General features: G+C 54.8%; 11 protein-coding genes. 5 read left to right on the top strand and 6 right to left on the bottom strand.

What is annotated here, in order from left to right; translation table 11 throughout:
* Positions 1-300 precede the first annotated feature (300 nt).
* The 3 genes from KCR01S_RS01740 to KCR01S_RS01730 all read right to left on the bottom strand — a co-directional run bounded on the left by KCR01S_RS01740 (position 301) and on the right by KCR01S_RS01730 (position 3,623).
* Complete coding sequence (locus KCR01S_RS01740; RefSeq protein ID WP_061279426.1) at positions 301-1,020, bottom strand: phosphatase PAP2 family protein; 720 nt, start codon at positions 1,018-1,020, stop codon at positions 301-303.
* A 44-nt stretch (positions 1,021-1,064) separates the two neighbouring features.
* Positions 1,065-2,042: a CobW family GTP-binding protein gene (locus tag KCR01S_RS01735; RefSeq protein WP_061279425.1), complete on the bottom strand. Its 978-nt coding sequence runs from the start codon at positions 2,040-2,042 to the stop codon at positions 1,065-1,067.
* A 114-nt stretch (positions 2,043-2,156) separates the two neighbouring features.
* On the bottom strand, positions 2,157-3,623 hold the full coding sequence (locus tag KCR01S_RS01730) for a mannitol dehydrogenase family protein (protein WP_061279424.1): 1,467 nt from the start codon (positions 3,621-3,623) through the stop codon (positions 2,157-2,159).
* A 205-nt stretch (positions 3,624-3,828) separates the two neighbouring features.
* On the opposite strand from KCR01S_RS01730, the gene uxuA reads away from it, so the two are divergent.
* The gene (gene uxuA, locus KCR01S_RS01725; RefSeq protein ID WP_052285139.1) at positions 3,829-5,019 is read left to right on the top strand and encodes a mannonate dehydratase; all 1,191 of its coding nucleotides are present in this window, start codon (positions 3,829-3,831) and stop codon (positions 5,017-5,019) included.
* An 87-nt stretch (positions 5,020-5,106) separates the two neighbouring features.
* Here the strand turns inward: uxuA and yeiP are convergent, their stop codons facing one another.
* The gene (gene yeiP / locus KCR01S_RS01720; protein ID WP_061279423.1) at positions 5,107-5,679 is read right to left on the bottom strand and encodes an elongation factor P-like protein YeiP; all 573 of its coding nucleotides are present in this window, start codon (positions 5,677-5,679) and stop codon (positions 5,107-5,109) included.
* A gap of 153 nt (positions 5,680-5,832) precedes the next feature.
* On the opposite strand from yeiP, the gene KCR01S_RS01715 reads away from it, so the two are divergent.
* Positions 5,833-6,087 (top strand): YkgJ family cysteine cluster protein, encoded by a 255-nt coding sequence (locus tag KCR01S_RS01715; protein ID WP_061279422.1) that lies wholly within the window; start codon positions 5,833-5,835, stop codon positions 6,085-6,087.
* Here the strand turns inward: KCR01S_RS01715 and setB are convergent.
* Positions 6,084-7,265, bottom strand: a complete 1,182-nt coding sequence (setB, locus tag KCR01S_RS01710) for a sugar efflux transporter SetB (RefSeq protein ID WP_061279421.1) — start codon at positions 7,263-7,265, stop codon at positions 6,084-6,086. The two genes, KCR01S_RS01715 and setB, sit on opposite strands and share 4 nt — an antisense overlap.
* 362 nt (positions 7,266-7,627) lie before the next feature.
* Between setB and fruB the strand changes: the two genes are divergently transcribed.
* From fruB to fruA, 3 genes are read left to right on the top strand one after another with little or no spacing between them, the layout of a single operon-like run.
* Entirely contained in the window at positions 7,628-8,758 is a 1,131-nt protein-coding gene (gene fruB / locus KCR01S_RS01705; protein WP_061279420.1) for a fused PTS fructose transporter subunit IIA/HPr protein, read from the top strand.
* Entirely contained in the window at positions 8,759-9,697 is a 939-nt protein-coding gene (gene fruK, locus KCR01S_RS01700) for a 1-phosphofructokinase (protein WP_061279419.1), read from the top strand.
* 15 nt (positions 9,698-9,712) lie between these two features.
* The gene (gene fruA / locus KCR01S_RS01695; protein WP_061279418.1) at positions 9,713-11,401 is read left to right on the top strand and encodes a PTS fructose transporter subunit IIBC; all 1,689 of its coding nucleotides are present in this window, start codon (positions 9,713-9,715) and stop codon (positions 11,399-11,401) included.
* 84 nt (positions 11,402-11,485) lie between these two features.
* Here the strand turns inward: fruA and nfo are convergent, their stop codons facing one another.
* On the bottom strand, positions 11,486-12,343 hold the full coding sequence (gene nfo, locus KCR01S_RS01690; RefSeq protein ID WP_061279417.1) for a deoxyribonuclease IV: 858 nt from the start codon (positions 12,341-12,343) through the stop codon (positions 11,486-11,488).
* Positions 12,344-12,387 lie beyond the last annotated feature (44 nt).

Genomic DNA, 12,387 nt, shown 5'->3' with positions numbered 1-12,387 from the left:
GGTACAGCGCACAAAACTTTAATTAATGGCCAGAATAATTGCTCTTTGAAACGACAAACGCAAATGAGAGTACCTTAACAAAAGGGGCATTGCGAGTGCTTTTGCCTGATTTTTTATAAGAAATACTGATATAGAAAGTTAGCAAATGTGAATGGCTAAAATTGCGTCGGTAGAGTATGAAAAACGGGCAACCTGTTCATTGTAAACATGAATGTTATGACAGGATGATGACGGAAATAGGAGAGATAAAAAAACAGACGAAAGATGCTCACCTTTCGCCTGCGCTGTCAGAAGCAATGGTTATTTATTGGTCGCTTTTATTTTGCCCAATTTGGGTAAGTTGCACTCGAATAACTTAATGGCTTTATCGCTTAACGACGTCAACAGAACCCATGGCACGCCAATCAACACAGAAGTTAACGACCCGACGGCGATATCGGTGAACCAATGCGCGCCGATCATTACGCGAGGAAACGCAAAGATCACGAAAATAACCAGCGAAATAAGGAATGCTTTTACGCCGAAATAGCGCCACATAAAACAGGCGAATATCAGCAGCATCATGCCATGGTCGCCCGGGAAACTATCACGGGAGCCATCTTTAGTATTAAAGGCCACGTAGTCGCTTACCCGATGCGCGCCAGGGACTGATAGCGATGGGCTACTGCGGGTCACCGGTATTAAATGCTGGGCTAGCTGATTGATAATCACCGCGGCCAGCAGCATGACCAGGCCAATAATGACGATCCGCCGGCGGCCATGCGTGTCTTCTTTGAGCAAGAAGCTCAGCATCAGGCAACCCATGGCCAGCAGTGAACAGCCGTCAAAGGCGCGGTTATTAATAATGGCTAAAAACCACGCGTAGGTCAGGTTACCGGCATTCAGTCCCTGATTAAAGAAACGGAAAATTGCCACATCGATTGTTGACCACAACCCGTGGTTGATGGGCAGGTACCAGGACAGGAATAACGCCACACCAGCGGCGTTAAGCATAAAAATTAAGGGAAAGCGTGTACGCATTATCGTCTTCACAGCAATTAATCTCGCTGGCAACCTTAGCGGCATTACCCTAAACGAAGTTTCAACAGTGCAGATTGGAGCGCATTCCAGTCGGTTTCAGCATCATTAATCAGCTCAATGCGGCTATCTGGCGGTGCGACATTCTGAGTCTCAATATGCAGATCAGCGCCTTGGCGATTAATACGTACCAGCCCTTCGGCAATGCGCATCACCGCTTTAAGCCGCGCAACCGGCGCCAATCGCGCCCATTCTAGCAGGCCAATGGTGTCAAACTGCGTCTCGGCATCAAAAATCCATCCGCAGGCGTGATAGCCCTGTCCTTGATTGACGCTGCGACGCCAGCGCTGATGTTCCGGCAAACTTAATGCCCCCAAACCTTTATTCGAGGGATGCGAGTGCGCATGGGCTGCGCTTGCCGCAAGTTCGGTCAGGTTGCTGCGCGGAGTCTCGAGCAGTGCGACATCAATATTGCCCTGTGTCGTTTCCAGGTGCTGGCGTTCACCGCCATGCTTTTGCCACCATTCAGTCATGGCCTGGCGACTTTCCGACGTAGCGCGGTCGGACTTATTGCTGACAATTATGTCTGCGGCGGCAAGCTGATCGCGGAAGTTTTCGTTGTTAACGATCTTCTCGTCCAGCAACTGGCGTGGATCCATGATGCATAACGTGGCGCGCAGATCGATCCATGGCTCGTAAACCGGGGCGGTTAACAGATCGAGGATCTGTTTAGGATGACCAAGACCGGTGGGCTCGATCAGCAGGCGGTCGGGCTTCCCCTGACGCAGTAGGGTGTTGAGACCCACCTGCATCGGCAAGCCGTTGACGCAGCACATGCAGCCCCCGGGGATCTCTTTTAACAGTGCGCCGCTGTCGGCGAGCAGCGCGCCATCGATGCCCACTTCGCCAAATTCATTCACCAGCACGGCCCACTTTTCGTCGGCAGGTTTGTTGGCGAGAAGGTGCAAAATAGAGGTCGTTTTCCCACTGCCGAGAAAACCGGTGATCAGATTGGTTTTAGTCACGAAAACTCCACAAAGGAAAAGTGTTAACGCGATCACTTTATCCTGGGGAAAAGACGACGAAAAGCGAAGCTTTGCGGTGGGCCGGCGGTAACCCGCCCACCTGAGGAGGAAACCTTAGCTGTTGAGCGCCGTCAGCAGCGCCTGGCGCGCGCCTTGCTGGGCCAGATTTTGCCAGGCCAGGCTGACAGCCTGGACGAACTGTGGGTTAGCCGGCAGGTCGTTGCCGAAGATTTCCTGGAGCGTTAATAGCGTTGCGACACGATTATCGTCATTGCTGTTTTTAACCAGCGCCTGAATTTTTTCCGCCAGCGGATCGCGGATATCTATGGCGTTACCGGCATCATCCACGCCGCTGACGTAGCGCATCCAGGCGGCAACGCCCAGCGCCAGCAGCGGCCAGCGGCGGCCATCACGCAGATGAATACGGATCCCGTCGAGCAGGCGTTGTGGGAGCTTCTGGCTGCCGTCCATAGCGATTTGCCATGTACGGTGCTGAAGCGCCGGGTTGCTAAAACGTTCGATCAGGCTGTCGGCGTAAGCGCTAAGGTCAACGCCGGTAATGCCCAGAGTCGGTGCCTGCTCGGCCATCATCAGGTGACGCGCAGCGCGCCGGTAGGACTCATCCTGCATACAGTCGCTAATATGCGCATAGCCGGCCAGATAACCCAGATAGGCAAGGAATGAATGGCTGCCGTTAAGCATGCGCAGCTTCATCTCTTCCCACGGCAGAACGTCATCGACCAGCTGTGCGCCTGCGCTGCCCCAATCCGGGCGTCCGGCAACAAAGTTATCTTCAATGACCCATTGAATAAACGGCTCGCAGCTAATGGCGCAAGGGTCTTCCACGCCCAGTTCGCGGGTGATTTCTGCCAGTGAGGCTTCAGTCGCCGCTGGCACGATGCGATCCACCATGGTGCCAGGGAAGCTGACGTGTTCGGCAATCCACTTAGCCAATTCGGTAGAGCGTCGTGCCGCCATATCCAGCACCGCATTTTTTACCACGTGGCCATTATCCGGAATATTATCGCAGGAGAGCACGGTAAAGGCCGGCAGCCCGCGTTCGCGGCGGCGATATAGCGCTTCAACCAGAATGCCGGGTGCGGAATGGGGTTCGCCAGGCGAGGCCAGATCGTGGACGATCCGCGGCTGCGTGATGTCGAGGTGCCCGGTTGCCGGGTCGATGCAGTAGCCTTTCTCGGTGATGGTTAGCGAGACAATGGCGACCTGTGGTTCACAAAATTTCTCAATGATGGCCGCCAGCGAATCGAGTTTCGCATTCAGGCATTCATTTACTGCACCAATGATAATCGGTTGATTACCGGCTGCGCTTTTTTCCATCACGGTAAACAGATGGTCCTGCTGACGCAGCTGGCTCATCAGCACATCGCCGCTAAACAGGCTGATTTCACAAATGCCCCAGTCACCGCCATGCTGGTTCAGCACCCGGTTGGTTAATAACGCCTGATGCGCACGGTGGAAGGCGCCAAAACCGAAATGCACAATCCGCGAGCGCAGCTGTTGTCTATCATATTGCGGTAACTGCACGCTGGCGGGGAGGGCGACAGAGGCTATTGTATTCATTGTGTACACATCCGATTAACGATTAATTAACGCCGTCAGTGTAAAGTTATATGACAGCAAATTGAATTGGTGTGCCGTATTTATCGCGTTAGTGTGAGCTGGATCAATCAATCCAGGCGGATTTATTGACCGTTGCGAATAAGCCTGTATGGTAGTCGTCATTGACAGTGATTTTATTGGTATAACAACTTTAGAGGGTTAGGCAATGGAACAAACCTGGCGTTGGTACGGCCCGAACGATCCGGTATCTCTTGATGATGTGCGTCAGGCTGGCGCGACGGGCGTTGTCACGGCATTACACCACATTGCGAATGGCCTGGTATGGCCGGTTGAAGAAATCAAACAGCGCCAGGCGATTCTGGCTGAGAAGGGGCTGACCTGGTCCGTTGTTGAAAGTATTCCGGTGCACGAAGATATCAAAACTCACTCCGGTGAATATAAAACCTGGATTGCTAACTATCAGCAGAGCATCCGCAACCTGGCTGAATGTGGCATCGATACCGTGTGCTACAACTTTATGCCAATCCTTGACTGGACGCGTACCGATCTGGAGTACACGCTGGAAGACGGCTCAAAAGCGCTGCGTTTTGACCAGATCGCGTTTGCCGCTTTCGAGCTGCATATCCTGAAGCGCGAAGGCGCAGAGAATGATTATTCTGAAGAGGAGCAGCGCCAGGCTCAGGCTTACTTCACCGCAATGAGCGAAGCGGAAGTAACCAAGCTAACCCGCAATATCATTGCTGGCCTGCCGGGTGCGGAAGAGGGCTATACCCTTGACCAGTTCCGTGCGCGTCTTGCCGAATACGATCACATCAGTAAAGAACAGCTGCGTGAAAACATGGCTGTGTTCCTGCGCGCGATTGTTCCGGTGGCTGAAGAAGTCGGCGTGCGTTTGGCCGTACACCCAGATGATCCACCGCGTCCGATCCTCGGCCTGCCGCGTATCGTTTCGACTATCGAAGATATGCAGTGGCTGAAAGAGACCGTCGACAGCATTAATAACGGTTTCACCATGTGTACCGGTTCTTACGGCGTGCGCGCGGATAACGATCTGGTGAAAATGATTGAAACCTTCGGCGATCGCATTCACTTCACGCACCTGCGTTCTACCTGCCGTGAAGAGAACCCGAAAACCTTCCATGAAGCTGCGCATCTGCAGGGCGACGTGAATATGGTTGCGGTGGTTGATGCTATCCTGACCGAAGAGCAGCGCCGTAAGAAAGCGGGCGATCTGCGTCCAATCCCAATGCGTCCTGACCACGGTCACCAGATGCTGGACGATCTGAAGAAGAAAACCAACCCGGGTTACTCGGCGATTGGTCGCCTGAAAGGTCTGGCGGAAGTCCGCGGCGTTGAGCTGGCGTTGAAAACCACCAAGTTCCGCGATCTGCTGTAATTTCGCGACTCCCTTTCACGGGAACGTGGCAGCAAGAAAACAAAAAGGACAGCCATTGGCTGTCCTTTTCTTTTACGTAACCAGAGCTTAGTCTGCGCGGCACATATAGCGTTTTTCTTCGATATGAACGCGGATTTTTTCGCCGGTGGTCAGGTACTCAGGGACCTGGACAACCAGACCGGTGGTCAGGGTGGCTGGTTTGGTACGGGAGCTGGCGGATGCGCCTTTGATGCCCGGTGCGGTTTCAACGATTTCCAGGTCTACGGTCTGCGGCAGTTCCAGCGCCAGAACCTGGCCATCCCACAGCAGAACCTGCATGTCCGGCATACCGCCTTCCGGGATAAACTGCAGTTCGTCAGCGATCTGGTCGTGAGCGAAGATATACGGGGTGTAGTCTTCTTTATCCATGAACACGTATTCGTTGCCGTCGATGTAAGAGAAATCAACGAAACGGCGGTTCAGCGTCACGGTATCAACCATGTCATCGCCTTTAAAACGTTCTTCAACTTTCAGACCGGTGCTGACGTCGGAAAAACGCATTTTGTACAGCGTTGCTGCGCCGCGGGCGCTCGGAGACTGAATATCAATGTTTTTGACAATCAGCAGTTTGCCGTTGTAATTCAGCACCATACCTTTTTTGATTTCGTTCGCTCTTGGCATTGCAATTATCCTGTGAAAAAGGGTGTCGAAAATATCGCGTAAAAGTACTCGTGCCGGGCGTTTCAGGCAAGAGGAAATAAAGGCTTTTGCTATCTCTGACTAAAAGGTGGTACTGTGCGCTTCAACAGACCCTGGCAGAACAGAGAGCCCGCGATGGAATGTCGTCCCGACTGCGGCGCCTGCTGCACAGCACCTTCTATATCCAGCCCTATTCCCGGCATGCCTGACGGCAAACCGGCCAATACGCCCTGCATACAGCTCGACGAACGTCAGCGCTGTAAAATCTTTGCATCGCCTCTGCGCCCTAAGGTGTGCGCTGGGTTACAGCCCGCGCGTGATATGTGTGGCGCTACCCGCACTGAGGCAATGACCTGGCTACTGCATCTGGAAGCGCTGACCGCGCCCTAAACATCTTTAATTCGTACAAGGCATGCGAGGGTGCTGATGCACAGCGCCAGCGCAATCCAGAACACGGTGTGATAGTTCCAGATTTCCGCCACGACCCCCGCCAGTGACCCCGCAATAATCCAGCCGACGCGCGAAGTATTCGCGTACAGCGTAGTTGCTGAACCCGCCTGTCCGGGCATCAGGTCCTGGAAATAGAGCATGCCAATCCCGCCGAGAATCCCAATATAAATGGCGTTCAACAGCTGCATTGCCAGCAGCAGCATCGGGCTGTTAAAGGTCAGCATACCTATATAGAAGAAGAGACCAGCAACTGCGGCAATGCGCATCAGGAAACGTTTCCCGAGACGTTTAGCAAAGTAGCCAGCAATCAACATGGTCGGAATTTCCAGCCCGGCGGCGGTCCCCATCATTACCCCGGCCAGCTTCTCAGGCAGATGCAGTTCGTTGATGATGTACAGCGGCATGTTGATGATATACAGGCTGTTGGTGCCCCACATCAGAGTACAAATCACAAACAGCAGCAGGGTGTCTCTACGATTAGAGCGCGGGGCCTGAATGCTGCCGCTGATACTGGCCTTCTCTTTGCGCATGGTGGGCAGGAAAAACCAGACCATCGCACCGCAGACCACAAAGGCCATGGCTGCCGACAAATACATGGTGGTAAACCCAAATCCCATGGCCAGCGCGTAGGCCAGCGGCGGGCCAATCACCCACGCCAGCGAAACCTGTGCGCGCATGATTGAGCTGAACATGACTGCTTCACGGCCGGTTTTATCCGCGTGTTCACGGGCAAGGGCGAACATTTGCGGGTTAGCGGTTGAACCAAAGCTGCTGAGGAACACGCCGATAAATAGCAGGATAAAGTAGTTACGGTTCCAGGCGAACAGCACGCAGGCCATGACGCCAAGCAGGCAGCAGAACACGATGAGGTTTTTACGATCGCCGTGTTTATCCGAGTAGCTGGCCAGAAACTGGCTGACGAAGATGCCGATGATGGCGCTACCGGTAAAAAAGAAACCTACCATGGCCGGACGAACATGCACTTCATTACTGAGGAACAGGCTCAGCGTCGGCGTTTGCAGAGCGCCCGCAATACCGGTCAAAAACGCGACAATCAGAAACGATGACGAGGTGAAATCAAACGATCGCCGTGGGGCGGCGGCGGTACTGTTTTGCATGTTGTTTTATCGGTCACTTTAGGAGAGGCGGGGAGTTTACGCCGGGACTCAGAAAATGAACAGTAACCTAAATCAAATTCGGCACTAAAAAATAAAAGACCATTTCAAAAAACTAGCTTACGTCTTGCTGACGCCGTTAGGATGCGCCGCCGTGCGCTTCAGCAGATGTGGCGATAATGCTAATGAAATGTGCAGTAGATCTGATTTTTGCGATCAAGTTTGCTGCATAACTTGCAGGCTGATTAAGAAAGGCACAAAATTATTGAAACGTTTCAGCGTCGTCTTCAGCACTTATCACGCTAAGTACGGCAATTTTTTCTCACTAAAGCTGAATCGATTCAATTCGAAAAGCGAGGGGAACCATGTTCCAGTTAACTGTTCAGGATATTCATCCCGGCCAGCAGGCCGCGAATAAAGAAGAGGCTATTCGGCAGGTTGCAGCGGCGTTGGTTAGCGCAGGCAATGTTGCTGAAGGTTACGTTGCCGGTATGCTGGCGCGTGAGCAACAAACCTCCACTTTCCTCGGTAATGGCATTGCCATTCCGCACGGCACCACCGATACCCGCGATCAGGTTCTGAAGACCGGCGTGCAGGTTTACCAGTTCCCGCAGGGCGTTACCTGGGGCGAAGGGCAAACGGCGTACGTCGCGATTGGTATTGCCGCGAGCTCCGACGAACACCTTGGCCTGCTGCGTCAGCTTACCCACGTGCTGAGCGATGATGCCGTGGCTGAACAACTGAAAACCGCCACCACCGCAGAAGAGCTGCGTGCGCTGCTGATGGGCGAGAAGCTTAGCGAAGCGCTGAAGCTCGATAACGACATGCTGTCGCTGGATGTTGCTGCCAGCGATCTGGTGACCTTACAGGCGCTGAATGCCGCTCGCTTGAAAGAAGCTGACGCGGTAGATGCCAACTTTGTGGCGCGCGTGATTAACGAACAACCGCTGAATCTGGGACAGGGTATCTGGCTGAGCGACAGCGCGGAAGGCAACCTGCGCAGCGCCATTGCGGTAAGCCGTGCGGCGACGCCATTCAACGTTGGCGAGGCCTCTGCCGCGGTGCTTATCACCGTCGCGATGGCCGATGCGCAGCCGACCGCGGTGCTAAATCGCCTGGTTAATCTGCTGCTGGACAATAAAGCTGAACGCCTGCTGAAAGCGGATTCCGCAACGCTGTTGGCGCTGCTGACCAGAGATGACGCGGCGGCTGACGATGTGCTGAGCGAAGAGTTCGTTATCCGTAACGAACACGGCCTGCACGCCCGTCCTGGCACCATGCTGGTGAATACCATCAAACAGTTTAGTAGTGATATTACCGTCACCAATCTTGACGGTAGCGGTAAACCTGCCAACGGCCGCAGCCTGATGAAGGTGGTCGCGCTGGGGGTTAAGAAAGGTCATCGTCTGCGCTTTACCGCCCAGGGTGATGATGCTCGTCAGGCGCTGGACGCCATTGGCGAAGCAATTGCTTCAGGCCTTGGGGAGGGCGCATAAATGAGCAGAAGAGTAGCCACAATTACCTTAAACCCGGCCTATGATTTGGTAGGGTTTACACCAGAAGTTGAGCGCGGGGAAGTTAACCTGGTGCGCACTACCGGGCTGCATGCCGCGGGTAAGGGTATCAACGTCGCCAAAGTGCTGAAGGACTTAGGCATCGATGTGACCGTGGGCGGCTTCCTCGGCAAAGATAACCAGGACGGTTTTCAGCAGCTGTTCAGCGAGCTGGGCATCGCCAACCGTTTCCAGGTGGTGCAGGGACGTACCCGTATTAACGTCAAGCTGACGGAAAAAGACGGTGAAGTCACCGATTTTAACTTCTCAGGCTTTGAAGTCACGCCGGCGGACTGGGAGCGTTTTGTTAACGATTCCCTGAGCTGGTTGGGTCAGTTCGATATGGTCTGCGTCAGCGGTAGTTTGCCTGCGGGCGTGAGTCCGGAAGCGTTCACCGACTGGATGACGCGCCTGCGCAGCCAATGTCCGTGCATCATTTTCGACAGCAGCCGTGAAGCGCTGGTGGCGGGCCTGAAAGCCGCGCCATGGTTAGTGAAGCCAAACCGTCGCGAGCTGGAAATCTGGGCAGGCCGCAAGCTGCCTGAAATGAAAGACGTGATCGATGCTGCACACGCCCTGCGTGAGCAAGGAATCGCTCACGTGGTTATCTCACTCGGCGCTGAAGGCGCGCTGTGGGTTAATGCGTCCGGCGAGTGGCTCGCCAAGCCGCCTTCAGTTGAGGTTGTTAGCACGGTCGGTGCGGGTGATTCCATGGTTGGTGGCCTGATTTATGGCCTGCTGATGCGTGAGTCCAGCGAGCACACCCTCCGTCTTGCAACGGCAGTCGCGGCACTGGCGGTGAGCCAGAGCAACGTCGGCATCACCGACCGTACCCAGTTGGCCGCAATGATGGCGCGTGTCGACCTGAAACCCTTTAACTAACAGCGGGAGAGGCGTATGAAAACGCTGCTGATTATCGATGCTAAACTCGGACAGGCTCGTGCTTATATGGCGAAGACCCTGCTGGGTACAGCTGCGCAGAAAGCGCACCTGGAGTTGATTGATAACCCGAACGATGCCGATCTGGCGATCGTTTTGGGATCTACTTTACCAGCCGATACCGCGCTGGTAGGAAAACAGGTTTATTTAGGTGACATCAACCGCGCGGTTTCACATCCGGAGCTGTTCCTGAGCGAAGCGAAAGCGCAGGCGAAACCGTATGAAGCCCCTGCTCAGGCTGAGCCAACGGCGACCGGTGCGGTGAAGCGTATTGTGGCGGTGACCGCTTGCCCAACCGGCGTTGCGCACACCTTTATGGCGGCAGAAGCCATTGAAACCGAAGCCAAAAAACGCGGCCTGTGGGTGAAAGTCGAAACTCGCGGTTCCGTGGGCGCGGGCAATGCGATTACGCCAGAAGAAGTGGCTGAAGCTGACCTGGTTATCGTGGCGGCGGATATCGAGGTGGATCTGGCGAAGTTTGCCGGTAAGCCGATGTACCGCACTACCACCGGGCTGGCGCTGAAGAAAACGGCGCAGGAGCTTGATAAGGCGATCGTCGAGGCGAAACCGTATCAGCCATCAGGTCAGAGCAAAGCGGCTACCGATGCGGCGAAAAAAGAGAGCGGCGGCGGGGCGTATCGTCATCTGCTGACCGGTGTTTCTTACATGCTGCCGATGGTGGTAGCGGGCGGTCTGTGTATCGCACTGTCATTTGCTTTTGGTATTAAAGCCTTTGAAGTGAAAGGCACTCTGGCTGCGGCGCTGATGCAGATCGGCGGTGGCTCGGCCTTTGCGCTGATGGTTCCGGTGCTGGCAGGCTTTATTGCCTTCTCCATCGCTGACCGTCCGGGTCTGACCCCAGGTCTTATCGGCGGTATGCTGGCGGTGAGCGGCGGTTCCGGCTTTATCGGCGGTATCATCGCCGGCTTCCTTGCCGGTTATGTCGCGAAGCTTATCAGCACCAAGCTGAAGCTGCCGCCAAGCATGGAAGCGCTGAAGCCTATCCTGATTATCCCGCTGGTCTCCAGCCTGATTGTCGGCCTGGCGATGATTTACCTGATTGGTACCCCGGTTGCGGCACTGCTGAACTGGCTGACTCACTGGCTGCAAACCATGGGCACCGCGAACGCGGTACTGCTGGGCGCAATCCTCGGTGCGATGATGTGTACCGACATGGGCGGCCCGGTGAACAAAGCGGCTTACGCCTTTGGTGTGGGTCTGCTGAGTACCCAAACCTATGCGCCGATGGCGGCAATTATGGCGGCCGGTATGGTGCCACCGCTGGCGATGGGGATTGCCACACTGGTTGCCCGTAGCAAGTTCGACAAAGGTCAACGTGAAGGCGGGAAAGCGGCGCTGGTACTGGGTCTGTGCTTCATCTCTGAAGGGGCGATTCCGTTCGCGGCTCGTGACCCAATGCGCGTCCTGCCATGCTGTATCGTAGGCGGCGCGGTCACCGGGGCTATCTCGATGGCGGTTGGCGCGAAGCTGATGGCACCGCACGGTGGCTTGTTCGTGCTACTGATCCCAGGTGCTATCACCCCAGTTCTGGGTTACCTGGTGGCGATTGTTGTCGGTACGCTGGTGGCGGGCCTCTCCTACGCGGTGCTGAAACGCCCGGAAGGTGAAGTGGTCGCCAAAGCATAAGTTTGCTAAGACGATAAAAAGGGCCGATGATTCGGCCCTTTTTTTACGTCCAGCAATTGTCGCCCGACAATAGAACACATTAACTCAGGCGGCGGCAGATTCAGTCTGCTGTGCCTTCAGCCACGCAATCTCTTCTGCCCAGATATCCGGGTTAATGGTTTCCAGAATCAGTGGAATACCGTCAAAGCGGCTGTCCTGCATGATCCAACGGAAGGCGTCATGGCCAATATTGCCTTCACCCAAGCTGTGGTGACGGTCAACGCGGCTACCGAATGCGCTTTTCGCGTCATTCAAATGCATCCCACGCAGATACTGGAAGCCAACGATACGTTCAAAATCAGCAAAGGTCTCAGCGCAGGTTTCCGTGGTGCGCAGATCGTAGCCTGCGGCAAACGCGTGGCAGGTGTCGATGCACACGCCGACGCGGGATTTATCTTCAACGCCGTCGATAATCGCCGCCAGATGCTCGAATTTAAAACCGAGGTTACTACCTTGCCCGGCGGTATTCTCAATAACCGCCGTTACCCCTTCGGTTTGCGCCAGCGCGATGTTGATGGATTCGGCAATTCGCGCCAGGCATTTATCCTCATCAATCTGCAACAGGTGGCTGCCTGGATGGAAGTTTAGCAGCGTCAGCCCAAGCTGCTGACAGCGTGTCAGCTCGTCGATAAAGGCTTCGCGGGATTTTTCCAGCGCTTCTTCGACTGGATGACCGAGGTTAATCAGATAGCTGTCGTGCGGCAGGATTTGCGCGGAGGTGTAGTGATATTTTTCACATGCGGCTTTGAAATCGTCGATGATTTCGCTGGTCAGCGGTGCTGCGCGCCACTGGCGCTGGTTTTTGGTGAACAGGGCGAATGCGGTCGCTTCGATTTCTGCGGCTCGAATAGCGGCGTTAGCCAGACCGCCTGCGGCGCTTACGTGCGCTCCAATGTATTTCATATCGTTAAACCCGCCATACTCAAAAAGGGAGAGTATAGCGGGTT

Source organism: Kluyvera cryocrescens NBRC 102467 (genome assembly GCF_001571285.1).
Taxonomy (GTDB): Bacteria; Pseudomonadota; Gammaproteobacteria; order Enterobacterales; family Enterobacteriaceae; genus Kluyvera; species Kluyvera cryocrescens.
This window is presented reverse-complemented; position numbering and strand designations above follow the sequence as displayed.